The sequence below is a fragment of the Microbacterium sp. NPDC089321 genome (assembly GCF_040684935.1).
GTDB lineage: Bacteria > Actinomycetota > Actinomycetes > Actinomycetales > Microbacteriaceae > Microbacterium.
Map to the genome: position 1 here is coordinate 260,308 of NZ_JBFBGX010000001.1, position 24,701 is coordinate 285,008.

The window sequence follows — 24,701 nt, forward strand, 5'->3', positions numbered from 1 at the left end:
CCTCAGCTCAGGCCGGAGTACGCGTGCAGACCCTTGAAGAAGACGTTGACGATCGCGAAGTTGAAGATCACCGCGGTGAAGCCGACGACCGACAGCCATGCCGACGGGTTGCCGCGCCAGCCACGCGTCGCGCGGGCGTGGATGTATCCGGCGTAGAGCACCCAGATGATGAAGGTCCAGGTCTCCTTCACGTCGAAGCCCCAGTAGCGGCCCCACGCGTCCTGCGCCCAGATGGCACCGGCGATCAGCGTGAAGGTCCAGAAGATGAAGCCGACGACCGTGAAGTGGTACGCCAGGTTCTCGAGGCGCACAGTGTTCGGCAGGGTGCGCAGGAAGCCGGGGCCGGCGTTCTCATCGCCCTCGGCAACGCGGCGCTCACGGCGCGACTGCATCAGCTGCATGACCGACAGCGCGAACGCCAGGGCCAGCAGCGCGGTCGACAGCGACGCCACGAACACGTGGATCACCAGCCACACCGACTTCAGCGGATCGACGAGCGGGGTGACCTCGACGTAGAAGTTGGCGGCAGCGGCACCCAGCAGCACGACGACCAGGCCCGAGATGAACGTGCCCAGGTAACGCAGATCGATGCGGGTGAGCATGACCAGGTACACGGCCATGATCAGCAGCGTGCCGATCATCGCGAACTCGTACAGGTTCGCCCACGGCACGCGTCCGGCCGCGAAACCGCGGGTCAGGGTCGAGGTGAGGTGGAACAGCCACCCGAGGATCGCCAGCGCGGTGCCGATGCGGGCGAAGATGTACCGCGGCTTTCCGCTCTTGCCCGCGTCTGCGGCTGCTGCGCCGGTTCCGGATGCCGCTGACGCGGCACCACGGGCATCCGAACGTCCTGCGGTGACCAGAGCCGGAGTCTCGACGGCGGCGGCCGTCGCCGAGGAGCGACGTGCCAGGTCGAAGGCGTAGGCGATGAACGAGCCGGCGTAGACGGCGATGGCCGTCCACAGCGTCAGGATCGAGATGGAATCGAGGTCGGGCATGTGTCAGTCTCCCTGTGCGGAGGTCGCGCTGTCGGGCGCGGCCGCGTCGAGAAGCCGCCCGTGTCCGCGGACGAGGTCGTCAACGGCGGCGGCGAGGGTCGGATCGTCGCCGCGCGCGAGGCCGGCGTACTCGAGGTGGACTCCGTCGTCGGATGCTGTGGCCTTGACCCACATGCGCCGACGCGGAACGAACAGGGCGAGGCCGAGGCCGCCCAGGGCGAGCAGTGCGAACGCCAGCACCCAGGGCGCCGAGGCGTCGTGGTGGATCTGCAGCGAGACGTAGCGCTTGACCGACTGCAGCGTGTCTTTCGCGCCCTTCGGCGACACGTTCTCGAACGTGACCGTGCCGAGGCCGTCGGGCAGGTCGGCGGTCTCGCCGGGCTGCAGCTCGATCGACTTCTCGTCGGTCGTGCGGCCGTTGAGCTTCTCGAGGCCGTCGGTGTTGAGCTCGAACACCGAGACGGGCTTGCCGCCGTCGACGCCGAGGTCGCCCTGGTACACGTCGAGGGTGAGCAGGGGGAGGTTGAGCGCGCCGTGCACCGAGGTGTACGCGCCGCTCTTCATCTTCAGCGGAGTCGGGTAGAGGAACCCGATCATGCCGAGCTGCTCGGGCATGCCGTCGGTGACCTTCACGACGCCGAGCGAGGTCATCGCGCTGTCCTGCGGCAGGAACTCGACGGGCCCGCTGAAGACCTTCTCGCCCTCGGCGTTGCGCACGGTGATGGTGGGCGCGTACCCGTTGCCGAGCAGGTAGATGCTGTCGCCGCCGACGTGCAGCGGGTGGTTCACCCGCACGGTGCCCTTGCTCTTCGAGCCGTCGACGTTCCGCACCGTGAGGTTGGCGGCGAAGTTGCCGGCCTGGCCGGCACCGGGCGTGCCGAAGTCCTCGTAGGTGACGTCGAACGAGTCGAGGGTCAGCGCGTAGGGCTGGAACGAGTCGTCGGCGACGAAGCGCCCGCGGTTGATCGAGTTGTAGTCGATCAGGGTGTTGACGTAGCTGGCGCCCTCGATCACCACGCGCTGGCCCGTGTAGGCGAAGCCGCCGCCGACGCCGACCGTGATCAGCACGCCGACGAGCGCGATGTGGAAGAGCAGGTTGCCCGTCTCGCGCCAGTAGCCACGCTCGGCCGACACCGACCACGACCTGCCGCGGTCGTAGCGGGCGACGCGGTAGCCGAGCGACTTCAGCTGCTTCTCGGCGATGTCGATCGAGGCGGCCGCGTCTGTCGCGGTGGCGGCGCCGCCGGCATCCCGGACGACCGACCGGTGGTTCTCGAGACGCCCGAGCCGTGCGGGAGTGCGCGGGGGCTGGGCGCGCAGCGCCTTGGCGTGGTGCTTGATGCGCGGGATGATGCAGCCGATCAGCGAGATGAACAGCAGCAGGTAGATGGCCGAGAACCACGGCGACGAGTACACGTCGAACATGCGCATCGCGTCGAGCGCGGGGAAGATGTCGGGGTTGTTCTGCTTGTACTGCACGACGCCGTTGGGGTCGGCGGTGCGCTGCGGGAAGACCGATCCGGGGATGGCGGCGATGGCGAGGATCAGCAGCAGCACGAGCGCGACGCGCATCGAGGTCAGCTGACGCCAGCCCCAGCGCAGCCAGCCGACGAACCCGAGCTTCGGCTGGTTGATCTCATTGTCGTCGGAAGGTGCCGAGTCGATGTGGTCGGCCGGACGCAGCGGGTCGGATGCCGCTGCCGAGCCGTCGACGCGGTCGGAGGGGTCAGAGGGGGAGGATGACACTGCTCATCACCGCCGTGAGTCGAGACATGATCTGGGTCCACACGCCGGTGATCATCAGCACGCCGAGCAGGATCAGCAGCGCGCCGCCGATGATGTTGACGGTGCGGATGTGGCGGCGCAGGAAAGCGGTGGCGCCGGTCGCCCACCCGAAGCCGAGGGCGACGAGCAGGAACGGGATGCCGAGGCCGAGCGAGTAGGCGACGCCGAGCAGCCCGGCGCGCCACGGATCACCGAGGGTCCAGCCGACGCTGATGATGGCGCCGAGCGTGGGGCCCGTGCAGGGCGCCCAGCCGATCGCGAGCGTGAAGCCCAGCAGCGGCGCGCCGATGAGGCCGGTGGCCGAGTCGACCTGCATCTTGTACTGACGCTGCGCGAACCCGAACAGACCGAGGAAGATCAGCCCCATCAGCACGACAACGGCACCGAGGACGCGGGTGATCAGATCGCCCCACTCGAGGAAGAAGGTGGATGCCGCACCGCCGATCACCGTGTAGGCGACGAACACCACCGTGAAGCCGGCGATGAACAGCAGCACGCCGAGCAGCATCCGGCCGCGTCGCGCGCGTTCCGGTGAGGCGGTGGCGCCGGCCGCTCCCCCGATGAACCCGAGGTAGCCGGGCACGAGCGGCAGGATGCACGGAGACAGGAACGACACGAGGCCTGCGAGCAGGGCCAGCGGGATGGCGATCCAGAGCGCGCCGGCCCCGATCACGGCATCCGGGCTCACGCCTTCTCCTTGAGCGCGTCCTTGATGAGGGTGGACAGGATCGAGGTGCCGTCGATCGGGCCGATGATGCGGGCCGCGACCCGGCCCTTCCGGTCGATCACCAGGGTGGTCGGCGGCGCCTGGATCGGGGTCACCCGGGCGAAGGCGAGCTTGGCGTCGCCGGAGGTGGCGTCCATGAGGCTCGGGTAGGTGATGCCGTAGGTCTTCGCGAACGACTTGGCGGTGTCGGCCTGGTCGTAGATGTTCACGCCGATGAACTGCACGCCGTCTGCCTGGTGCTTCTGCCACGTGGCCTCGAGGTCTTTCGCCTCGGCGCGGCAGGGACCGCAGCCGGCGTACCAGAAGTTGACGACCGCGACCTCGCCGCGGATGTCATCGCTCGAGAACTTCTCGCCGTCTTCGGTCGTGCCGCCGAAGTCGACCGGCTCTGCGCGGTCGCCCGCCGGGATCGAGTCGACGCGGAAGTCAGCGGCGGTGTACGCCTTCTGATCGCCGTTCTTGTACGCCTCGACCATGGGGTCGGGAGCGCAGGCGCTCAAGCCGATGGCGAGAGTCGCGGCGAGCGCTGCGGCGCCGATGCGCCAGGCGCCGCGAAGGGAACGAGCAGGCACGGACACGCTGGGAATCGTACGCGCGGATCCTATGCGCGCTCTGAGCCGTCGCGACCCTCGGGGAACTCGGCGAGCAGATCCGACAGCTCGGCGCGGAAGCGCGGGCAGGTGGAGATGTCGTGTGCCGAGCATCTCAGCGCATGCTCGGCCATCGCCTTCGAGCGCCGCATCTCCTCCATGCGGCGGTCGAGGTCGTCGATGTGCGTCTGCAGCACGCGATGCCTGCCGGCCATGTCGCGTTCGAGCAGGTGAGCGATCTGATCGAGGCTCATGCCCGCAGCCTTGCTGCGCAGGATGACGGCCACACGCACGGCGTCGTCGCGGCTGTAGCGGCGTCGGTCGGAGCTGTCTCGGGCCGGGGAGAGCAGGCCGACCGACTCCCAGTGGCGCAGCACGTTGGTGGGCAGCGAGAATCGCTCGGCGACCTCGCCCACCGAGAAGGGGCGTTCGGCATTTGACTTCATGTTGACATGAAGTCACAGACTGGCTGCGACCGCAAGATCGAGACCATTCAGGAGGACGCACATGAGCGATGTCATCATCATCGGGGCGGGACCGGCCGGGCTGCAGGCGGCCCTGACTCTGGGGCGGATGCACCGCTCGGCCCTCGTCGTCGACTCGGGCGAGTACCGCAACGGAACCGTGCTGCACATGCACAACGTGGTGACCAATGACGGCACGGCACCGGTCGACTTCCGCGCGACCGCGAGGGCTCAGCTGCAGCGGTACGACACCATCGAGCTCCGCCAGGGAAGAGTCGGCGAGGTATCGCCCGCCGACGGCGGCTTCGCCGTGCGGTTCGAGGACGGCACGGTCGAGCACGCGCCGCGGGTGATGCTGGCGACGGGGATGAGAGACGATCTGCCGGATGTTCCCGGTCTGGCGGAGCTGTGGGGTGTGCGCGCCTTCAACTGCCCCTTCTGCGACGGACACGAGTTCGCGGGCCGCACGGTCGGGGTGCTGGGAGCGGAGCGCGCAGAGCACGTGGTGCGGATGCTGCGCCCCATCGGCGTCTCGATCGTCGTCTTCGATGATGGCGCGCTGGATGACGACCGCCGGGCCGCGCTGGAGTCGCTGGGCGCGGTCGTGCACCGCGCGCCGGTGACATCGGTCGCACCCGACGGCGAGGGCGTGAGGGTCTCGGCGGGCGAGGCGATCCGCGTCGACGGGATCTTCGTGACCAACGCCGCCATGCGCCAGCGTGCGCCCTTCGCCGACCAGCTCGGCCTGCGGATGCTGCCCAGCGGCGCGATCGAGATCGACGAGATGGGGCGCACCTCGCTCGCCGGCGTCTCCGCGGCAGGTGACCTCGCACATCGGGCGAGCGTGCCCGGCGTCATGGCGGCCGTCACTCTCGCCGCCGCGGCCGGCCAGCTCGCCGCCATCGGAATCGTGCAGGAGCTCGTGATGGCGTGAGCCGGCGCTTGCGTTCGGATCGCGCGAATGGCGGTCTCAGGGCCAGCAGAACTGCCAGTTGAGCGATTCGAAGGCGGTCGCGAGCGGGTCAGACCGCGCCGAGGTCGACGCCCTTGTCCGCCGGCTCGACGTACTCGACCTCGCGCCACACGTCGCCGACGCGCTCGAACGAGGTGATGCTCGAGAGCGCGCAGCGCCGGGTGCGCGGATCGTGCTGCAGGGTGATGCCCGCGATCGAGAGGTGCGTGATCCAGATCGGCGCCTGGTGCGAGACGAACACGATGTCTCCGTCGTGCACCTCTGGGGCGCGCAGCGCGGTATCCCAGGCCTCGTCCATCGCGGCGCGCATGCGCGTCGCGATCGACGTGTACGGCTCACCCCAGCTGGGCACCGACGGCCGACGCAGGTGGCGCCAGTTGAAGGGGTTGCGCAGTGCGCGCGACATCCGCTGGCCCTCGAACACGTTCGCGGGTTCGATGATGCGCACATCGTGGGTGGCGTCGAGTCCGAACCGCTCGGTGAACGGCTCGGCCGATTCCTGCGTGCGCTCGAGCGGCGAGCACCGCAGCTCGCTCACCGGCCGGCCTGCGGATGCCAGGTGCTCGGCGGCATCGCGCGCCATCCGGCGCCCGGCCTCGCTCAGGTGATAGTCGGGGAGGCGCCCGTAGAGCACACGCGCGGGGTTGTGCACCTCGCCATGGCGCACCAGATGGAGTCGTCGTGCCGTCACCCGCCCACCGTATCGCGGGCCGACGGCACGCGGATCGGCGATCAGGGGCGCCACGTAGACTGGGCGGGTTCGTCTTTCCCCGATCAGAAGGAATCTCCGTGCTTCGCACACACACGGCAGGCTCACTGCGAGCCGAGCACATCGGTCAGACCGTCACCCTCTCGGGCTGGGTCGATCGTCGCCGCGATCACGGAGGCGTCGCGTTCATCGATCTTCGCGATGCGTCGGGCATCGCGCAGGTCGTCATCCGCGACGAGGAGGTGGCCCACCCGCTGCGCTCGGAGTTCGTGCTGCAGGTGACCGGTGAGGTCTCGCGCCGCCCCGAGGGCAACGAGAACCCGAACCTGCCCACCGGCGAGATCGAGCTGATCGCGGCCGACGTCGTCGTGCTCAACGAGTCGGCACCTCTCCCCTTTCAGGTCTCGAGCGGCCTGGCCGAGTCCGACCCGATCGGCGAGGAGGTGCGTCTGAAGCACCGCTACCTCGACCTGCGTCGTCCGAACCCGGCTGCCGCGATGCGCCTGCGCTCCGACGTGTACAAGGCGATCCGCGACGAGCTGCACGAGCGCGACTTCGTCGAGGTCGAGACGCCGACGCTGACGCGTTCGACGCCCGAGGGCGCCCGCGACTTCCTCGTGCCGGCGCGCCTGCATCCGGGCAGCTGGTACGCGCTTCCGCAGTCTCCGCAGCTGTTCAAGCAGCTGCTGATGGTGGGCGGTGTCGAGAAGTACTTCCAGATCGCCCGCTGCTACCGCGATGAGGACTTCCGCGCCGACCGTCAGCCCGAGTTCACCCAGCTCGACATCGAGATGTCGTTCGTCGAGCAGGAGGACGTCATCGAGATGATGGAGTCGCTCATCGTCGCGATGTGGAAGACCATCGACGTCGACGTGCAGACCCCGCTGCCGCGCATGACCTACGCCGACGCCATGGCGAAGTACGGCTCCGACAAGCCCGACCTCCGTTTCGGTCTCGAGCTGGTCGAGGCGACCGAGTACTTCGTGAACACGCCGTTCCGGGTGTTCCAGTCGGAGTACGTCGGTGCCGTGCTGATGCCCGGCGGCGCCTCGCAGCCGCGCAAGACGCTGGATGCCTGGCAGGACTGGGCCAAGCAGCGCGGCGCCCGCGGACTCGCATACGTGCTCTTCAACGAAGACGGAACGCTCGGCGGCCCGGTCGCCAAGAACCTGTCGGAGGCAGAGCAGGCCGGCCTCGCCGAGCTCGTGGGAGCGAAGCCGGGCGACTGCGCCTTCTTCGCCGCAGGTGAGACCAAGGCGAGCCGCGCGCTGCTCGGCGCCGCCCGCGTCGAGATCGGACGCCGCCTCGAACTGCTCGACCCGAATGTGTTCGCCTTCACCTGGGTCGTCGACGCCCCGATGTTCGAGCCCGCCGGCGACGCTGTCGCCTCGGGTGATGTCGCGGTGGGATCGGGCGCCTGGACGGCGGTGCACCACGCGTTCACCGGCCCCAAGCCCGAGTTCGCCGACACCTTCGACACCGACCCCGGCTCTGCGCTCGCCTACGCGTACGACATCGTCTGCAACGGCTCGGAGCTGGGCGGCGGCTCGATCCGCATCCACCGCGAAGACGTGCAGAAGCGCGTGTTCAACGTGATGGGCATCACCGAAGAGCAGGCCGATGAGAAGTTCGGCTTCCTGCTCGAGGCGTTCAAGTTCGGGGCTCCCCCGCACGGCGGAATCGCGCTCGGCATGGACCGTGTCATGCAGCACCTGACGAAGACGGAGTCGATCCGCGAGGTCATCGCCTTCCCGAAGTCGGGCGGCGGCTTCGACCCGCTGACCGAGGCGCCCGCGGCGATCACGCCCGAGCAGCGCGCAGAGGCCGGCGTCGACGCGCAGCCCGAAGACGATGAGGTCGCCTCGGCCTGACCACCGTCTCGGCGACGCATCACCGGCACCCCGTGCTGCAGGCAACTGCAGCACGGGGTGCCTGCGTCTGCGCGTGTCTCGGCGGTGCTGCAAGACTGGGCGCATGCTGGCATCCATCCCCCTTCCCCACCCGATCGACTCGCGCGCCGGGCGCGCGCTGCTGCGTCGCGCGACGCCGGCCGACGCGGAGGGGATCATCGCGCTGCTCGCCGACGACCCGATCAGCGCATCCCGCGGGGATCAGGCGTCGGATGCCGACCGCCCGGCATATCTGAGCGCACTGGACGACATCCTCGCCAGCGTCGAGAACGACCTGCTCGTCGTCGAGTTCGACGGCGCGATCGTGGGCACGCTGCAGCTCACCTCGATCCCGGGGATGGCAAGGCAGGGCGCACGCCGGCTGCTCGTCGAGGCGGTGCGGGTGCGCAGCGATCTGCGCTCGAGCGGCATCGGATCGGCGGTGATGCGCTGGGTGTCGGACGACGCTGCTCCCGCCCTCGGCGCCGCGATGGTGCAGCTCACCTCCGACGCCGCCCGCACCGACGCGCACCGCTTCTACGAGCGCCTCGGCTACGTCGGGTCGCACGTCGGCTTCAAGTACCGCGTGCCGCAGAGCTGAACCGCGCTCATTTCAGCGAGCCGGCGACCATGCCCTTGATGAAGCTGCGCTGGAGGAACAGGTAGGCGAGCAGCACGGGCACGACCGACAGCAGCGATGCGGCGGCCGCGGCCCCGGGGTTGCTGCCCTGCGCGGCGAAGAAGCCGGCGACGGCGGGCGCGATCGTGCGCGTCTCGTCGGTGCGCAGGAAGTAGGTGCTCAGTGCGAACTCGTTCCAGATGCCGACACCAGCGAGGATCGCGACCGTGGCGGTGACCGGCCGCAGCATCGGGAACACGATGCGGAACAGCACCTGCAGGGGCCCCGCCCCGTCGACGGTCGCCGCCTCTTCGATCGACACCGGCAGACTGCGCATGAAGGCCGTGTAGAGGAACACCGCCAGCGGCAGGTTGCCGGTGACCATCAGCACGATGATGCCCCAGTGCGTGTTCAGCCCGCCCAGGTCTTTCATCAGCGTGTACAGCGGCACGAGCACCGACAGCGGCGGGATCATGATCAGGCTGATGATGCACGCGTAGACCAGCTGATTGCCGCGGGTGATGCGCCGCGCGAGCGGGTAGGCCGTGAACGCGCCGAGCACGCACACGAGCACGGTCGAGACGAGTGTCACCAGTGCGCTGTTGCCGATCGCCTGCAGGATGTTGCCCTGCTGCATCGCCGTCTGGAAGTTGGCCCAGTGGATCTCGCCGGGGAACACCCAGGGCGAGGTCAGGTCGGTCTTGGGCTTGGATGCCGTGGTGAGGCCGAAATAGAACGGCAGCAGCTGCAGCAGGGCGATGAACCCGAGACCTGCGTAGATGAGACCCTTCGACGGCGTCGAGACGTTCTTCACAGCTCGACCCGCTTTCGGTTCAGCAGCGCGTTCAGCACGAAGGTGACCGCCACGATGAGCACGAAGAGCACGACGCCGATCGCCGCCGAGTAGCCGGCCGCCTGGTTCGAGAAGTACGTCTCGCCGATGAGGGTCGACACCGAATGGGTCGAGTGGCCGGGCCCGCCACCTGTGAGCACCTGCACCACGTCGAACAGCTTGAGGCCGCCGATGAGGTTGAGCACGATGCTGGTGGCGAATGCCGGCTGCAGCAGCGGGAGCGTGATGCTGCGGAAGCTCTGCCACCACGTCGCGCCGTCGAGCTGCGCGGCCTCGTAGTACTCGGCGGGCACGCCCTGCAGCCCCGCGAGGTAGATCACCATCGAGATGCCGACGAACTGCAGCGAGTTGACGATCACGATCACGGTGATGCCGACAGCCGCATCCGACAGCCATGCGACCTGCTCGGCACCGAACAGCGCGCGGAGGTCGTTGAGGGCGCCGTTGTTGTACCGGAAGATCAGGTAGTACATGGTGCCGAACACGACGGGCGACACCATCACGGGCAGGTAGATCACCGCGCGCAGAAGCGACGCCCCTCTGACGACACGGTCGAGCACGACCGCGAGACCGAGCCCCAGCACCTGCTGGATGATCGTGCTGCCGACGCCGTAGATCAGGGTGTTCACCAACGCTGTGCGGAACACGTCGTCGTCGAGAAGGCGCAGGTAGTTGTCGACGCCGACGAAAGCCTTGCTTCGGCTGTACCCGTTCCAGTTGGTCAGCGACAGACTCACACCGCTGATGAGCGGGTAGATCGAGAACACGGCGAAGAGCACGAGCGCGGGCACGTAGAACCAGTTGAGCCTACGCGGGAAGATCCCGCTCGTCCGCGGCCTTCTGCGCGACCCGCGCGCGACGACGGAGACCGTGTCCGTGGGACGCGGTGTGCGGGTGACGGTCATCGATCCTCCTGTGCGTCCGGGATGGTCGAGGTCCATCCCGGACGCGCGCGGTGCTACTGCTGACCGTACAGCGTTCCGAATTCGGCCTTGGTCTGCTTCACCGCCGAGTCGACAGTGGTCTGCCCGGTGATGATGCCGCCGGTGGTCGAGATCAGCGTGTTCCACATGCCGTTCGGCAGATAGGCGCGGTCGAAGTAGGGCACCATGCGCACCTCACCCGGCGTGAAGAACTGCTCATAGCTGTCGGAGAGATCGCCCAGGTCGACGTCGATGTCGGTCAGGCCCGCCGGGTTGCCGTCTTCGCTGGCGAACTCTCCGATGTTCTCGGGCTCTGCGAGGAAAGCGAGGAAGTCGAGGGCCTCCTCCTTGTTCTCGCCGTCGCGCCAGGCGCCGAGCGCGACCCCCTCCCCTCCGATGAGGTACTCGGGGTCACCGTTGATCGCGGGTACGGGGATGAAGCCCAGCTGCGCGTCCGGCACGAACTGCGTGGCGCTGAGCGCCAGGCTGTTCTGGATCATCACGAACGCGGTCTTGCCCTGCCCGAGAGCCGTGGCGATGTCGTCGCTCGTCGCAGAAGAGAAGTCGGGGTTGAAGTAACCCGCCTTGGCCCACTCGTCGAGCTTGCCGAACAGGGCTTCGAAGCCGCTGTCGATGAATTCACCGTCGGCGAGCTTCTTCGACTGGCCCTCGTCGTACGAGCCCGAACCGAGCCAGTCGGCCACGTTGCCGGCGAACCAGTCGTCTTTGCCCGAGCTCGAGATCGGCACGACACCCGCATCCTTCACCTTCGCCAGCGCCTCATCGAATGCGCCGATGTCGCCGAGCGACGCAGGATCGACCCCTGCCTCTTCGAGCACGGTCTTGTTGTAGAGGATGCCGGCGACATCGGTCGTCAGCGGCAGCGCGAAGAACTCGCCGTCGTCGTTCTTCATGGTCGTGTCGAGCACGGGGTTGAGCTTGTCCGCCCAGGGCTGCCCATCCAGGGGCTCGAGGAACTCGCTGTAGCGCAGCAGCGACCAGCCGTGCGTGGCCCAGATGTCGGGCAGGTCGCCCGAGCCCATCCGCACCTTCATGTCGCCCTCGTAGTCGCTGCCCATGGCCACGACGTCGACCTTGACGTCGGAATTCTCGTCTTCGTAGGCCTTCGCGAGCGCGCTGAGCGCCTCGTAGCGGGGCGTGCCCTCCGCCATCGCCGACTGCACCTCCAGCGTGATCTTCCCGCCGTCACCCGGGTCCCCCGATCCAGAGCATCCGCTGAGTGCGACAGCTGCGGCAGCGAGCCCTGCGAAACCGGCCAGTGCCCTCTTCGTGCTTCCTGACTTCATCGTCCCTCCTCCGTGGGAGCGTTGCTGCGCCCGGGCGGGCACAATTCGGAGTCTACGCGGGAAGACCGCTGCCGTGGCAACGATCTCGGCGGTGCGATATGCCGGGTTACCCGGTTCGGATTCCGGGTGAGGGATGCCCGGTCAGCGCCCTGCGAGAAGAGGCGCGACGTTCTCGTTCCAGACGTCGAACCCGAGCTTAGCGATCAGCACCACGACGATGCACAGGAACACCGCGCGGATGAATCCGGAGCCTCGTGAGATGGCCATGCGCGAGCCGAGATAACTGCCCGCGACGTTCGCCGCGCCGAGGATGAGGCCGAGCAGCCACAGCACGGCTCCGTGCGGGATGAAGAGGATGAGAGCCCCGGCATTGGTGGCGAAGTTGACGATCTTCGCTTTGGCGCTCGACTGGAGGAAGTCGTAGCCGAGCAGGCCGACGAGCGTGATCACGAGGAACGTGCCGGTGCCCGGGCCGATGAGTCCGTCGTAGAAGCCGATCACGAGTCCGGCGGCTCCCGCCGCGACGTGGTGACGGTGCCCCGAGAACCGGAGAGCGGTCGCGGCCCCGAGCTGCGGCTTGAGAGCGGTGAAGATCGCGACCGCGAGCAGAGCGACGACGATGATCGGCTTGAAGGCGGATGCCGGAAGCACCGTCGCCACGGCGGCTCCGCCGAACGAGCCGGTGAGTGCGATGGCGGCCATCGGCAGAGCCGTGCGGATGTCGGGTCTCGCACGCCGGTAGTACGTGATGCTGCTCGTCGTGGTGCCGAAGATCGAGCCGAGCTTGTTGGTCGCCAGCGCCTGCACGGGCGTGATGCCGGGGATCAGCAGCACGGCCGGCAGCTGCAGCAGCCCGCCACCGCCGACTACCGCGTCGATCCATCCGGCGCCGAATGCGGCGATGACGACGAGGCAGAGCATGCCCCACGTGAGCTGCTCGAGGCCGAGGAACGCGCCGATCTCCATCACAGTTCAGGATGCCAGATCGGCGCGCTCTCGGCCGCTCAGGGGGAACGCGCCGTACGCGCTGGGTGGGAGATCAGCACGCCCAGGAGATCGCGATGGAGCCGGGCTTACGCGTCGATGACGTGTTCTTGGCGCCCGCGGGTCGGTGCTCCTCGACGACGACGCCCTCGGCCCAGTAGCTCGCCCCGCCGCCGCCCCCGCCCGTCGCGGAACAGTAGTACAGGTCGTTCGACCCTGTCCCCGCGATGGCGCTGCCGCTGCCGCCACCCGTGTACCCGCCACCTCCGGCCCCGATCGCGTTACCCTCGGACACGGTGTAGTGCGGTGTCACCCAGTCCCAGTGCGAGATTGCGGGAATGTTCGAGGTTGCAGCGTTCGCTCCATCTCCTCCTGCAGCCCCATATGAGCCGCCCGTCACGCCGGCACGCCCATCGGTCCGAGTTGCACCCGACAGGGTTCCTCCGGCGCCGCCGGCTCCAGGCGCCGTCACTGTACCGGCTTCCCCGCCGTACGCCGCGATGGCGATACTCGGTGCGAACCGCGAAACAGATGCGTTCGCTCCCCGTTGACCGCCGCCGTCACCGCCGGACGTCGACCAGGCCGACCAGTCGTACATGTGCCATTCTGAGACGCGTGGAGCCCCGGTGGCACCGCCGCCGCCTGCCACCACGAGGGGAGCTCCGGAGCGGAGGATAGCCGATCCTCCACCGCCAGATGCAGCCAGCGTCGAGTATGTCGAAGAGTCGATGCCGTAATTGAAGTTCCTCGGGCTCGCGTCTCCACCCGAGCCGAATCCGCCGCCACCGAGTATCGTCTGGAAGCGATCCGAGCCTGTTCGGATGGCAGATGCGCCTCCATTGCCCGCGATCAGCGTCAGCTGCTCCCCGGGAGTCACGTCGATGTAGGCGGTCACTAGATCCCCGCTGCCGCCGCTGGCGACGCTGAGGAAGCCGGCCCCCCATCCGCCGATGACGGTCACCTTGATCCTGCGCACACCGGCGGGCACCTGGAAGATCTGCTCCGCGGCTGAGTGGGTGCTCGCAGATGGCTTCAGGAGCGGGTGCTGCCCCGCGATGCAGCTGGCTGATGCGATGGGCGCAGCAAGTGCCGATGCCAGAACCGGTAGGCCCCATGCGGCACCCTTCATGACAGTTCGGCGGCTCGGCTTCGGCGTCTCCGAGGGCGGAGTGGAGCTGATCTGTGTTGAGTTCATTGAATTTCGCTCTCGTTCGATGCGCGATCGTCCGCGCGTGGCTGGCGTGAGGGGGCCGCGGAGCGCTGGGCCCCCAGATCTCTACTCCGCATGCGGCCACCCGGCAGCGCGCCACGCGAGCGAGTCCGTCTGCGTCGGTGATTCCGGCGCGGCGGTCTCACGCGGCTCGGGCGCCGCACCGACCGCGTTCTCCGTTGGCGCTGTCGCGCCCGCGGCTGCCCCACTCGGCGGTGAAGCCTGATCTGCGGCGGTGGAGTCCGCCGGACTCCCTTGCGCGTTCGCGGGTGTATCGCTCATGACTCTCCTTGGTTGCATCGATCGCCGGCCCGCTGTGCGAGTTCCGGCGTCATCGATACCGACGGGCCGGTGGCCGACGTGGCCGCTTCATCGTCGAGGGGCACCGACCACGGGAAGCCCGTCACGATCGTCCGTCTGGCCGAGTTCGCTTCCGTCCCCGTTTCCTGCGATGTGTTCCGCATCGTTCCCACTGTCCACCCCCCGACTCCTGCACATGTCCCCGGGTACTATTACCCGGGTTGTGGTCCACAGTAGATGCGCCGCCGGAGGTGCGACTTCCACGCAGACCCCCGGTAGAGGTCAACTTCGGCCCGCAGCGATATGCACACCCCTGAACTCCCCCGGTATCTCGGGCGCTGAGCAAAAACCACGAGGATCGACGTGACCAAGGCCGCTCGTCCTCCCGACCCACTTCTCGGGTCACGTTCGCGCGAGCGTCGACCGCCCTCCGCGCACAGAAAAGACCCCCTGACGCCGAAGCGTCAGGGGGTCTCGATCGTGCGAGTCGTCGTGACTCAGAGCACGCGCGCCAGGAAGTCCTGCGTGCGGGCGTGCTGCGGGTTCGACAGCACCTCTCGCGGGTCGCCCTGCTCGAGGATGTAGCCGCCGTCCATGAAGATCAGGCGCGAGCCGACCTCACGGGCGAAGCCCATCTCGTGGGTGACGACGAGCATCGTCATGCCCTCATCGGCCAGAGTGCGCATGACCTGCAGCACCTCGCCGACCAGCTCGGGGTCGAGAGCCGAGGTCGGCTCGTCGAAGAGCATCATGTCGGGGTTCATGCACAGGGCACGAGCGATCGCGACGCGCTGCTGCTGTCCTCCCGAGAGGTGGCTGGGGAAGGCATCCGCCTTCTCTGCCAGACCCACGCGCTCCAGCATCTCGCGGCCGACGCGCTCCGACTCGCCCTTGCTGCGCTTCTTCACCCGGCGCTGCGCGACGGTGAGGTTGTCGAGCACCGACAGGTGCGGGAACAGGTTGAAGCTCTGGAAGACCATGCCGATGCGCTGGCGCACGCGGTCGATGTCGGTCTCGGGGTCGGTGATGTCGATGCCCTCGACGAGAATGCGACCGTCGGTCGGCGTCTCGAGCAGGTTCACCGAGCGGAGCATCGTCGACTTGCCCGAACCCGACGGGCCGATGATGCACACCACCTCGCCCTTCAGCACGGTGAGGTCGATGCCCTTGAGAACGACATTGTCGCCGTAGGCCTTGACCAGGCCCTGCACCTGGATCGCAGGGGCATGCACGTCGATCAGGTCGGTGCTCATCGTTCCTTCGCCATCCGTCGCTCCAGCCACGCGGTGAACCGCGTGAGAGGAATGGTCACAACCAGGTACAGCAGCGCCGCCACGATGAGCGGCGTCGCGTTGGCATTCGCCGAGTTCGCGTCACGGGCGAAGGTGGTGAGCTCCTTCGACCAGATGAAGCTTCCCGCGATGAAGACGAGCGAGGTGTCCTTGAGAAGCAGCACCAGCTCGTTGGTCATCGGCGGGATGATGATGCGGAACCCCTGCGGGAGGATGATCCAGAACATCGTCTTCATGGGCGACATGCCGAGCGAGCGGGCGGCCTCGGTCTGCCCCTTCGGCACAGCCTGGATGCCCGACCTGATGACCTCGGCGATGTACGCCGAGGCCACCAGGATGAGGCCGAGCAGACCGGCGCCGACGGGACCGCCCGGCACCTTCCAGCCGAAGACGATCGGCACGATGAACGCCACCGAGAAGATCGTCAGCAGGGCGGGGAGACCGCGGAACAGCTCGATCCAGCCGGTCGCCACCCAGCGGAACAGTCCGATGCTCGACAGCTTCATCAGAGCGAGGATGATGCCGAGCAGCACACCTCCCGTGAACGCGATCAGCGTGAACAGGATCGTGTTGCGCAGTCCGATCAGGATGATGTCGGGGAAGAGCTTGGCCGCGACCTCGAGGTTGAAGAACTGCGGGATCGCCCGCTGCCAGTTGATCGAGAGCGCCACTGCCGCGACGACCGCGAAGAAGACGACGTACATCGTCACGCGGTACAGCAGCGTTCTCGTTCTGCGCTTCAGCGCCATGTCTCGTGCCTCTCGGTGATCAGATCAGTGGTCACTCGGCCGAGAAGAACTCGTCGTAGATCTTGTCGTACTCGCCGCTGTCGCGCAGGTCCTGCAGCGCGGCGTCGATGGCCTTGCGCAGCTCTTCCTTCTCGCCCTTGGCGAAGGCGAAGCCGTACGACTCGTCGGTCTCGTAGGTCTCGACGATCTTGTAGTCCGAGTCGGCCTTCTCGTGCACGAGGTTCACCGGCTGGTCCTGCAGGATCGCGTCGATCTGACCCGACTGCATGGCCGGCCACAGCTCGCCGTCGGACGGGTACTGCACGAGCTCGGCGCCCTTGGCGTTCTCCTTGGCGTAGATCTCGCCCGTCGTGCCCTGCTGGATGCCGACGTTCTTGCCGTCGAGGTCGTCGATGCTCTCGATGCCCGAGTCGGTGCGAACGAGCAGCGACTGCAGCGAGTCGTAGTACGGCTCGGAGAAGTCGATGTTCGCCTTGCGCTCTTCGGTGATCGTCATGGCCGACGCGCCCAGGTCGCAGGTGCCGGCGAGCAGCGTGGCGCCCGACTGCAGCGCCTCGAAGCCGGTGTCCTGCACCGAGAGCTTGAGGTCGAGCTTCTTCGAGATCGCGTCGAGCAGCTCGATGTCGAAACCGGTGTAGCCGGTGCCGTTGTCGCCGCCCTCGAACTCGAAGGGCGGGTAGGGGATGTCGGAGCAGACGGTCAGCGTGCCGTCGGCGACGAGGCCGTAGTCGGCGGCGTCGGCTCCGGATGCCGGCTTGTCGGCGTCACCGTCCGAACCGGGATTGCTCGCGCAGCCGGCAAGTGCGAGGACGGCGGCTGCAGCGACTGCGGTGCCGAAGATGAGGGGACGGCGCTTCATGGCCACTCCTTTGTGACAGGGGCTTGCGCCCGGCGGGATGAACTCATTTTGACATGGGGTGCGAAGCAATGTGACAACCCCAGGGCCGAGGCCCGGTCACATTTGCGTTGCAAGGTGGAGGTCACGGCAGATCCCATCGGACTCGTCAGACCTCGAAGTCGACGGCGACGCGAGAGGCGACGACCGACTTGATGTACGCGCCGGCCTCTTTGTGAGCAGGGTGCACCTGGTAGGCCTCGAGAGCCTCCAGCGAGTCGACGTCGGCGACGAGCGTGACGTCCCAGTTGACGTCGGGATGCGCGACGTTCGCGCCCGCAGACACAGCGCGCAGCTCGGGCACGACGCCCATCAGCGCGTTCAGGCGGCGGGCGACCTCGGCAGCCTGCTCCGCGCGCTCCGCGGCGTCTTCTGCGGCGAGCTTCCAGCTGACGACATGGCGGATCACTTCATGGCCTCCTCGAGAGACTGACGCAGGCGGTCGGGCGAGACGCGCCAGTGCGCGTGCAGCTCGCCGTCGATGAGAATGACCGGGATCTTCTCCCACCAGCGCTCGTAGAGCGCGGGGTCGTCGGCGATGGACTGCTCGACGATCTCGAGGCGCTCAGCTACGGCATCCGGCATCTCGGCGACGACGGCGTCGACGACCTCGCTCGCGACCTCGCAGAGGTGGCAGTCGGGCTTGCCGATGATCGTGAGCGTGGTCACTGCGCGACCGGCCGCCCCTGGGCGACCCACGCGGCGGTGCCGCCCTCGACGTTGGTGGCGTCGTGACCGCGCTCGGAGAGCGCCTCGACGACACGGCCCGAGCGACCGCCCAGCTCGCAGATGACGTCGAAGGCCTCACCGGGCAGCTCGTCGAGACGGCCGCCGAGCTCGGACATCGGCAGGTTGACCGCACCGGGCACATGCCCGGCTTCGTACTCGTGCCGTTCGCGCACGTCGATGAGGGGCACGCCCTCGCGCTGCGCGAGCTGCTCGACGGTGATCGACTTCATGACGTCTCCTTCTGCGGGCGCAGACACGAAGCGCCCGTCCGAAGACAGGCGCTCGGTGTCGTGCCGCTTACTTCTTGTTGCGGCGCTGGTGGCGAGTCTTGCGAAGCAGCTTGCGGTGCTTCTTCTTCGCCATGCGCTTGCGGCGCTTCTTGATGACTGAACCCACGGAAACCTCACTAAGTCAGGGGTTGGATGCCGGGATGCGGCACCCGGGTACGGGCACGGAAAAAATGCCTCGGACGATTCTAGCAAACCGTCGCACCGGGCCCGAATCGAACGATCAGCCCACGTCGGCGATAGGGGCGCGCACGGCGTCTGCCACCGCAGACTCGGGCACGCGGTAGCTGCGACCGAAGCGGATCGCGGGCAGCTCGCCGGCATGGACGAGCCGATACACGGTCATCTTGGACACGCGCATGATCTCGGCGACCTCAGCCACCGTAAGGAAACGAACGTCTTGAACGTCGGGCATCCCCAATACCCCTTTCTGCTGAACCACAGCATATGGGGTGCGTGCGACAGCTGTAAACAGATGAGACTGCTGTGACTCGAGATCAGGGGCCGAGCTTCTTGAGCGCCGTGGTGACCACGTGCTTCGCCGACGCCGCGGCGCGGCCCACGACCTCGGCCGCATGCGCGGTCGCTGCGGGCAGCGGCGCGAACGGGATGTCGATCAGCGGGGCCTGATCGCCGTACGCGTCGACCAGGAACGGCACCAGCCAGTCGTCCACCTCTTCGAGCGGCCCGACGGAGAGGCTGTAGAAGCGGCGCTGGCCGTCTTCCCGCACGGTCACCAGCTGCGCGTCGCGCAGCACCTTCAGGTGCTTCGACACGGTCGGCTGACTGATGCCCAGCCGGCTCACGATCTGCGTCACGCTGGTGCCGCCGTCGCCCTCGGCCGACTCGCTCAGCAGCAGCCGGAGGATGTCGCGCCTCGTGCCGTCTGCGATCACGTCGAAGATGTCGGTCATCCCCTCAGGGTAGTCGGCGCCGCACCGGAGTACCATGACGAAGGCTCGGCGAACGGCGCCGGCGACCGGAGGGAAGGGGAACGATGTCGGGCATCGTGTCGGCATCCTCTCCGCAGGTCACCCTGCGAGGCTTCGGACGACAGGCGAAGCACCTCGTCACCTCCTCTCCCTCGCGGTTCGCGATCATCATCTTCGCCTCGCTGATCCTGCTCTTCACCGGCCTGCTCTCGCTGCCGATCGCGTCAGCCGACCGCACGGTCACGCCGCTCAGCGATGCCCTGTTCACGGCGGTGTCGACGATCTGCGTCACGGGCCTCGCGACGGTCGACATGGCCGCGCACTGGTCGCCGTTCGGCAACGCGGTCATCTTCGTCGGCGTCAACATCGGGGGGATGGGCGTGCTCACGCTCGCCTCCGTCATGGGCCTGGTGATCTCGAAGCGGCTCGGCCTGCGAGCCAAGCTGCTCGCCGCCGGAGACACCAACCCCATGCGCGCGCACGGCGGCCCGGTCAACGAGAGCCAGACCGTGCGTCTGGGCGAGGTCGGGCAGCTGCTCACCACCGTCGCCCTGTCGACCCTGGTGATCGAGGGCACGCTGGCGGTTCTTCTCTACCCCGCTCTGCTCTGGGCCGGGATCCCGCCCATCGCCGCCCTGTGGGAGGCTCCGTATTACGCCGCGATGGCGTTCACGAACACCGGCTTCACGCCCAACGCCGGCGGCGTGACGGTCTTCGCCGACGACTACCTCGTGCTCACGCTGCTTATGACCGGAGTGTTCCTGGGCAGCATCGGCTTTCCCGTCATCTACACGCTGATCAAGCACACCTGGCACGTCAAGCGCTGGTCGCTGCACTCGAAGCTCACCCTGATCACCACCGTGCTGCTCTTCGTCGTCGGCGCGGCCGTGTTCCTCGTCCTCGAGTTCGACAACCCCGGCACCTTCGGGTCGATGGATGCCGGCGAGACCACGATGAACGCGCTGTTCCTCTCGGCCATGACCCGCTCGGGCGGGTTCAACGTGATCGAGATGTCCGACCTGCACGGCTCGTCGATGCTCGTGGGCTGCATGCTCATGTTCGTCGGCGGCGGCTCGGCATCCACCGCAGGCGGCATCAAGGTGACCACCCTCGCCGTCCTCGCCATCGCCGTCTGGTCCGAGGCGAAGGGACGCCAGTCGGTCGAGGCGTTCGGCCGCCGCATCCCCTCCGACGTGCAGCGCGTCGCGCTCAGCGTCGTCGCTTGGGGCGCGACGATCGTCGCGGTGTCAACGGTGATCATCGCCCAGATCACCAAGGCCGACATCATCGACGTGCTCTTCGACGTGATCTCCGCCTTCGCGACCGTGGGTCTCAGCTCGGGCCTCACCGCCGAGCTTCCCGACTCCGCCAGCTACGTGCTCGCGGCGACGATCTTCATGGGGCGCGTTGGTACAGTGACACTCGCCGCGGCGGTCGCCGCGACATCCCGATCGCAGCTCTACTCGCTGCCCGTCGAAAGGCCGATCGTTGGTTGAGATGGTGCGGGGCGACGCCCCGGTGCTCGTGATCGGACTCGGCCGCTTCGGCGCCGCCTGCGCCGGGGAGCTCGACCGCCTCGACCGCGAGGTGCTCGCGATCGACGAAGACCTCGGGCTCGTGCAGAAGTGGTCGGAGCGCGTCACGCACACCGTCCAGGCGGATGCCAGGAACATCGACGCGCTGCGACAGATCGGCGCGCAGGACTTCCAGGTCGCCGTCGTCGCCGTCGGTTCGCTGATCGAAGCGTCCGTGCTGATCACCGCCAACCTCGTCGACCTCAAGGTGCCCCAGATCTGGGCGAAGGCGGTCTCGCAGTCGCACGGCAAGATCCTCGCCCGCGTCGGCGCGAACCACGTCATCTACCCCGAGCGAGAGGCCGGAGAGCGTGTCGCGCACCTGGTCAGCGGCCGCATGCTCGACTTCATCCGCTTCGACGACGACTTCGTGCTGGCCAAGATGTACCCGCCGAAGTTCATCCGCGGCGTGCGGCTGAACGAGTCGGGCGTGCGGACGAAGTACAAGGTCACCGTCGTGGGCGTGAAGAGTCCCGGCAAGCCGTTCCGCTACGCCGAGGCGAACACGGTCGTCACCAACCACGACCTCATCATCGTCTCGGGCACGAACGTCGACATCGAGCGCTTCGCCGGCCTCGACCGATAGCCGCTGTCTCCGGCCCGCGAGTCGGTTCTGAGAACAGGCTCGTTCGCCGGAACAGGTCGGATGCCGGGAATCCGGCCTGTTCTCGATGTTCGGCCTGTTCTCGGCATCCTGCCGGTGATCAGGAGCCGGCCGCGAGTTCCTTCGCGCGGGCGAGAGCGGCGGCCGTCGCCTCGGCGAAGACGTCGTCGAGACGCGCGTCCTGCAGCACGGCGACAGCGCGCTCGGTCGTGCCCTTGGGGCTGGTGACGCGCCGGCGCAGCTCAGCCGGCTCTTCTCCGGATGCCGCCAGCAGGGCAGCCGCGCCGATGAACGTCTGCTCGGACATGAGCCGCGCATCGGCATCCGAGAATCCCATCCCACGAGCCGCCTCCGTCAGCTTCTCGATCAGCAGGAAGACGTAGGCGGGGCCCGACCCCGAGACCGTCGACAGCGGGTCGATCTGCGACTCCGGCACCTCGATCACCGCACCGACCGTCTCGAAGAGCGCCCGCACGAGGGCCATGTCGTCGTCGGTCGCCGCGGGACCGGCCGCGATCCCGGTGACCGCCTTGCCGACCGTCGCGGGGGTGTTCGGCATGGAGCGAACCGTGTGCACGCCCTCGCCCAGGGCCTCGGTGAAGGTCGCCAGGGTGACGCCGGCGGCCAGGCTCACGACGATCGCGTCATCGCGCAGCGACGGGGCGATCTCGCGAAGCAGATCGGGCACCATGGCCGGCTTCACGCCGACGAGGACGATGCGTGCCCCGGCTGCCGCCTCGGTGTTGCCTGCGGGGTTCTCCTCCAGGGCGACGCTGGTGACGCCGGAGAGGGATGCCAGGGCATCCGCCTTCTCACGCGTGCGGTTCGTCGCGACGATGCCGCCGTCGATCTCGACGCCTGAGGCGACGACCCCCTGCAGGATCGCGCCTCCCATCGAACCTGCTCCGAGAAATGCGAGTGAGGGGAGGGAATCGACCATGCCGCCCATCCTACGAGGGGTGCCGGGCCCGTCGTAGACTCGGGTCATGAGCGCATCCGGCGGCAGCAAGGCGATCATCGCGGCATTCCTGGCGAACATGGGCATCGCCCTCGCCAAGTTCATCGCGTGGGCACTGTCGGGGTCGGCATCGATGCTCGCCGAGGCGATCCACTCGGTCGCCGACTCGGGCAACCAGCTGCTGCTGATGCTGGGCAACCGGCGCGCCACTCGCGAGGCCGACCGCTCGCACCCCTTCGGCTACGGCCGCGAGAGGTACGTGTCGGCGTTCGTCGTGTCGATCATCCTGTTCTCGCTCGGCGGCCTGTTCGCGGTCTACGAGGGCGTCGAGAAGATCGTCGATCCGCATGAGATCGACCACACGTGGTGGTGGCTGCCCCTCGCCGTGCTCGTCGTGGCGATCGTGCTCGAGTCGATGTCGCTGCGCACAGCCGTGCGCGAGAGCAACACCGTGCGGGAAGAGGGCCAGTCGTGGTTCTCGTTCATCCGCCGGTCGAAGGCCCCCGAGCTGCCCGTCGTGCTGCTCGAAGACACCGGCGCTCTCGTCGGCCTGACCTTCGCCCTGTTCGGCGTCGGCCTCACGCTGATCACCGGCAACCCGCTGTTCGACGCCCTGGGCACGCTGATGATCGGTCTGCTGCTCATCGTCATCGCCATCGTGCTGGCGATCGAGACCAAGAGCCTCCTGATCGGCGAAGGCGCGAGCCGCGCGGATCACGACCGCATCGTCGACTCCATCGTCGACGGACCCGATGTCGAGAAGCTCATCCACATCAAGACCCTCTACCTCGGCCCCGACGAGCTGATGGTCGCGGCGAAGATCGCCCTCACGGCCGACAAGACCGTGCGCGAGGCGGCGGCCGACATCGACGAGATCGAGCGCCGGATCCGGGATGCTGTTCCCGCAGCGCGCGTGATCTATCTCGAGCCCGACGTGTACCGGCCCGCGCTCGACCCCCAGCCGTCTACAGACGCGTTCGTCTTCCCCTCGTCGGACTGATCGATCCGGGCCGGCGGCCTGAGCTGTGCGCTTCGCGCGGAGATGTGCGCTTCGCGCGGAGAGATTCCGGGCATCCGTCCGCGCCAGGCGTACATCTCCGCGCCAGGCGTACACGTCCGCGCGTGCCGCTCAGGCGCCAGGCGTACACGTCCGCGCGGGCCGCTCACCCGCGGGCGCGGTCAGCGACGCGATTCGAAGAAGTCGCGCAGCAGCGCGGTCGCCTCATCGGCCCGGATGCCACCGACCACCTCAGCGCGATACGGGAGGCGCCGGTCGCGCAGCACGTCATACATCGACCCTGCGGCACCGGCCTTGTCATCCCAGGCGCCGAAGACCACGCGTCCGATGCGAGCCTGCAGGATCGCGCCCGCGCACATGACGCACGGCTCGAGCGTGACGACAAGCGTGTGCTGCTCGAGATTCCACCCACGTTGAGCCTCGGCGGCGGCGCGCAGCGCCACGATCTCGGCATGGGCGGTGGGATCGTGCGTCTGCTCGCGCAGGTTGCGTCCCTCACCGATGATCACGCCCCTGGCATCCGTCACCACGGCCCCAACCGGCACGTCGCCGTCTGCGGCGGCCTCCGCGGCGAGCGCGAGTGCGCGACGCATCGCGTCGTCGTCTGCAGCGGTCATCGGCCCTCCCGATGGTCGAGCCTAGCCGCCCTCCGTGCGGCCAGTGCTGGTGCGCACACACTCGGCAAGTAATCTGTACCCATGCGCGTTCATGTGGCCGATCACCCGCTCATCACTCACAAGCTCACGGTGCTGCGGGATGAGAGGACCTCGTCACCGGTCTTCCGCCAGCTGACCGAAGAGCTCGTGACCCTGCTCGCCTACGAGGCGACGCGCGAGGTCAAGGTCGAGCCCGTCGAGGTGAAGACCCCTGTGACGACCACGATGGGCGTGAAGATCGCCGAGCCGCGCCCGATCGTGGTGCCGATCCTGCGCGCCGGTCTCGGGATGCTCGAGGGCCTGGTGAAGCTCATCCCCACCGCCGAGGTCGGATTCCTCGGCATGGTGCGCGATGAGGAGACCTTCGAGCCGACCACCTACGCCGAGCGTCTGCCCGACGACCTCAGCGACCGGCAGTGCTTCGCGATCGACCCGATGCTGGCGACCGGTGGCTCGCTGGCCGCGGCGATCCAGTTCCTCTTCGATCGCGGCGCGAAGAACGTCACCGCGATCTGCCTGCTCGGCACCCCTGAGGGCGTCGCGGCGATCGAAGACATGGTCGGCGACGCCGACGTCACCCTCGTGCTCGGCGCACTCGACGAGCGTCTGAACGAGAAGGGCTACATCGTGCCCGGCCTCGGCGACGCCGGAGACCGCCTGTACGGCACCGTCTGAC

Annotated in this window: 29 protein-coding genes; 7 read left to right on the forward strand and 22 right to left on the reverse strand. The window is 68.0% G+C overall.

Annotated features, from left to right (window positions below):
• Positions 1-2: 2 nt before the first annotated feature.
• From ccsB to AB0N59_RS01195, 5 genes are read right to left on the reverse strand one after another with little or no spacing between them, the layout of a single operon-like run.
• Positions 3-998 carry a c-type cytochrome biogenesis protein CcsB gene (ccsB, locus tag AB0N59_RS01175; protein WP_363477572.1) on the reverse strand — a complete coding sequence of 332 codons (996 nt, stop codon included), beginning with the start codon at positions 996-998 and terminating at the stop codon, positions 3-5.
• Positions 999-1,001: 3 nt separating this feature from the next.
• The gene (locus tag AB0N59_RS01180; RefSeq protein WP_363477575.1) at positions 1,002-2,744 is read right to left on the reverse strand and encodes a cytochrome c biogenesis protein ResB; all 1,743 of its coding nucleotides are present in this window, start codon (positions 2,742-2,744) and stop codon (positions 1,002-1,004) included.
• On the reverse strand, positions 2,725-3,471 hold the full coding sequence (locus AB0N59_RS01185; protein ID WP_363477578.1) for a cytochrome c biogenesis protein CcdA: 747 nt from the start codon (positions 3,469-3,471) through the stop codon (positions 2,725-2,727). The genes AB0N59_RS01180 and AB0N59_RS01185 overlap by 20 nt, the downstream gene beginning before the upstream one ends.
• Positions 3,468-4,088 (reverse strand): TlpA disulfide reductase family protein, encoded by a 621-nt coding sequence (locus AB0N59_RS01190; protein ID WP_363477581.1) that lies wholly within the window; start codon positions 4,086-4,088, stop codon positions 3,468-3,470. Before AB0N59_RS01190 ends, AB0N59_RS01185 begins: the two co-directional genes overlap by 4 nt.
• A gap of 23 nt (positions 4,089-4,111) precedes the next feature.
• Positions 4,112-4,546: a MerR family transcriptional regulator gene (locus tag AB0N59_RS01195; protein WP_363477584.1), complete on the reverse strand. Its 435-nt coding sequence runs from the start codon at positions 4,544-4,546 to the stop codon at positions 4,112-4,114.
• A 61-nt stretch (positions 4,547-4,607) separates the two neighbouring features.
• Here AB0N59_RS01195 and AB0N59_RS01200 point away from each other — a divergent pair, with 61 nt between their 5' ends.
• On the forward strand, positions 4,608-5,498 hold the full coding sequence (locus tag AB0N59_RS01200; protein WP_363477587.1) for an NAD(P)/FAD-dependent oxidoreductase: 891 nt from the start codon (positions 4,608-4,610) through the stop codon (positions 5,496-5,498).
• 88 nt (positions 5,499-5,586) lie between these two features.
• Here the strand turns inward: AB0N59_RS01200 and AB0N59_RS01205 are convergent, their stop codons facing one another.
• Positions 5,587-6,228 (reverse strand): histidine phosphatase family protein, encoded by a 642-nt coding sequence (locus AB0N59_RS01205; RefSeq protein WP_363477590.1) that lies wholly within the window; start codon positions 6,226-6,228, stop codon positions 5,587-5,589.
• A gap of 98 nt (positions 6,229-6,326) precedes the next feature.
• On the opposite strand from AB0N59_RS01205, the gene aspS reads away from it, so the two are divergent.
• Positions 6,327-8,117: an aspartate--tRNA ligase gene (gene aspS / locus AB0N59_RS01210; RefSeq protein WP_363477593.1), complete on the forward strand. Its 1,791-nt coding sequence runs from the start codon at positions 6,327-6,329 to the stop codon at positions 8,115-8,117.
• Between the two features lie 103 nt (positions 8,118-8,220).
• Positions 8,221-8,736, forward strand: a complete 516-nt coding sequence (locus AB0N59_RS01215; protein ID WP_363477596.1) for a GNAT family N-acetyltransferase — start codon at positions 8,221-8,223, stop codon at positions 8,734-8,736.
• Positions 8,737-8,743: 7 nt separating this feature from the next.
• Here AB0N59_RS01215 and AB0N59_RS01220 read toward each other — a convergent pair whose 3' ends face one another.
• From AB0N59_RS01220 to AB0N59_RS01285, 14 genes are all read right to left on the reverse strand, one after another.
• Positions 8,744-9,568: a carbohydrate ABC transporter permease gene (locus tag AB0N59_RS01220; RefSeq protein ID WP_363477599.1), complete on the reverse strand. Its 825-nt coding sequence runs from the start codon at positions 9,566-9,568 to the stop codon at positions 8,744-8,746.
• Positions 9,565-10,512: a sugar ABC transporter permease gene (locus AB0N59_RS01225; RefSeq protein ID WP_363477602.1), complete on the reverse strand. Its 948-nt coding sequence runs from the start codon at positions 10,510-10,512 to the stop codon at positions 9,565-9,567. The genes AB0N59_RS01220 and AB0N59_RS01225 overlap by 4 nt, the downstream gene beginning before the upstream one ends.
• A 53-nt stretch (positions 10,513-10,565) precedes the next feature.
• Positions 10,566-11,837, reverse strand: a complete 1,272-nt coding sequence (locus AB0N59_RS01230) for an extracellular solute-binding protein (RefSeq protein WP_363477605.1) — start codon at positions 11,835-11,837, stop codon at positions 10,566-10,568.
• Positions 11,838-11,978: 141 nt separating this feature from the next.
• Positions 11,979-12,803, reverse strand: a complete 825-nt coding sequence (locus tag AB0N59_RS01235) for a TSUP family transporter (RefSeq protein WP_363477608.1) — start codon at positions 12,801-12,803, stop codon at positions 11,979-11,981.
• A gap of 73 nt (positions 12,804-12,876) precedes the next feature.
• Positions 12,877-13,116 carry a hypothetical protein gene (locus AB0N59_RS01240; RefSeq protein WP_363477611.1) on the reverse strand — a complete coding sequence of 80 codons (240 nt, stop codon included), beginning with the start codon at positions 13,114-13,116 and terminating at the stop codon, positions 12,877-12,879.
• 1,712 nt (positions 13,117-14,828) lie between these two features.
• Complete coding sequence (locus AB0N59_RS01245; RefSeq protein ID WP_363477614.1) at positions 14,829-15,584, reverse strand: amino acid ABC transporter ATP-binding protein; 756 nt, start codon at positions 15,582-15,584, stop codon at positions 14,829-14,831.
• Positions 15,581-16,372 (reverse strand): amino acid ABC transporter permease, encoded by a 792-nt coding sequence (locus tag AB0N59_RS01250; RefSeq protein ID WP_204975639.1) that lies wholly within the window; start codon positions 16,370-16,372, stop codon positions 15,581-15,583. The genes AB0N59_RS01245 and AB0N59_RS01250 overlap by 4 nt, the downstream gene beginning before the upstream one ends.
• 31 nt (positions 16,373-16,403) lie before the next feature.
• A complete protein-coding gene (locus AB0N59_RS01255) occupies positions 16,404-17,231 on the reverse strand; it encodes a basic amino acid ABC transporter substrate-binding protein (protein WP_363477618.1) in 828 nt (275 codons plus the stop codon).
• Between the two features lie 145 nt (positions 17,232-17,376).
• Positions 17,377-17,676 carry a Dabb family protein gene (locus tag AB0N59_RS01260; RefSeq protein WP_363477621.1) on the reverse strand — a complete coding sequence of 100 codons (300 nt, stop codon included), beginning with the start codon at positions 17,674-17,676 and terminating at the stop codon, positions 17,377-17,379.
• Entirely contained in the window at positions 17,673-17,936 is a 264-nt protein-coding gene (locus tag AB0N59_RS01265; protein ID WP_363477624.1) for a glutaredoxin family protein, read from the reverse strand. The genes AB0N59_RS01260 and AB0N59_RS01265 overlap by 4 nt, the downstream gene beginning before the upstream one ends.
• Positions 17,933-18,226, reverse strand: coding sequence for a rhodanese-like domain-containing protein (locus tag AB0N59_RS01270; RefSeq protein ID WP_363477627.1), 294 nt, complete (start codon positions 18,224-18,226; stop codon positions 17,933-17,935). The genes AB0N59_RS01265 and AB0N59_RS01270 overlap by 4 nt, the downstream gene beginning before the upstream one ends.
• Positions 18,227-18,293: 67 nt before the next feature.
• Entirely contained in the window at positions 18,294-18,392 is a 99-nt protein-coding gene (locus AB0N59_RS01275) for an AURKAIP1/COX24 domain-containing protein (RefSeq protein WP_003792170.1), read from the reverse strand.
• Positions 18,393-18,506: 114 nt separating this feature from the next.
• Complete coding sequence (locus tag AB0N59_RS01280; RefSeq protein WP_204975634.1) at positions 18,507-18,698, reverse strand: helix-turn-helix domain-containing protein; 192 nt, start codon at positions 18,696-18,698, stop codon at positions 18,507-18,509.
• 82 nt (positions 18,699-18,780) lie between these two features.
• Complete coding sequence (locus AB0N59_RS01285; protein WP_204975633.1) at positions 18,781-19,197, reverse strand: metalloregulator ArsR/SmtB family transcription factor; 417 nt, start codon at positions 19,195-19,197, stop codon at positions 18,781-18,783.
• Positions 19,198-19,280: 83 nt separating this feature from the next.
• On the opposite strand from AB0N59_RS01285, the gene AB0N59_RS01290 reads away from it, so the two are divergent.
• Together AB0N59_RS01290 and AB0N59_RS01295 are read left to right on the forward strand one after the other, a co-directional pair.
• On the forward strand, positions 19,281-20,711 hold the full coding sequence (locus AB0N59_RS01290) for a potassium transporter TrkG (protein ID WP_363477632.1): 1,431 nt from the start codon (positions 19,281-19,283) through the stop codon (positions 20,709-20,711).
• Positions 20,704-21,375 carry a TrkA family potassium uptake protein gene (locus AB0N59_RS01295; RefSeq protein ID WP_204975631.1) on the forward strand — a complete coding sequence of 224 codons (672 nt, stop codon included), beginning with the start codon at positions 20,704-20,706 and terminating at the stop codon, positions 21,373-21,375. The genes AB0N59_RS01290 and AB0N59_RS01295 overlap by 8 nt, the downstream gene beginning before the upstream one ends.
• Positions 21,376-21,493: 118 nt before the next feature.
• On the opposite strand, the gene proC is transcribed toward AB0N59_RS01295, so the two are convergent.
• Entirely contained in the window at positions 21,494-22,333 is an 840-nt protein-coding gene (gene proC, locus AB0N59_RS01300; RefSeq protein ID WP_363477636.1) for a pyrroline-5-carboxylate reductase, read from the reverse strand.
• 46 nt (positions 22,334-22,379) lie between these two features.
• Here proC and AB0N59_RS01305 point away from each other — a divergent pair, with 46 nt between their 5' ends.
• Positions 22,380-23,351, forward strand: coding sequence for a cation diffusion facilitator family transporter (locus tag AB0N59_RS01305; RefSeq protein WP_363477639.1), 972 nt, complete (start codon positions 22,380-22,382; stop codon positions 23,349-23,351).
• Positions 23,352-23,530: 179 nt separating this feature from the next.
• Here AB0N59_RS01305 and tadA read toward each other — a convergent pair whose 3' ends face one another.
• The gene (gene tadA, locus AB0N59_RS01310; RefSeq protein WP_363477642.1) at positions 23,531-23,986 is read right to left on the reverse strand and encodes a tRNA adenosine(34) deaminase TadA; all 456 of its coding nucleotides are present in this window, start codon (positions 23,984-23,986) and stop codon (positions 23,531-23,533) included.
• A gap of 81 nt (positions 23,987-24,067) precedes the next feature.
• Between tadA and upp the strand changes: the two genes are divergently transcribed.
• A complete protein-coding gene (gene upp, locus AB0N59_RS01315; protein WP_363477645.1) occupies positions 24,068-24,700 on the forward strand; it encodes a uracil phosphoribosyltransferase in 633 nt (210 codons plus the stop codon).
• The last annotated feature ends 1 nt before the right edge of the window (position 24,701 follow it).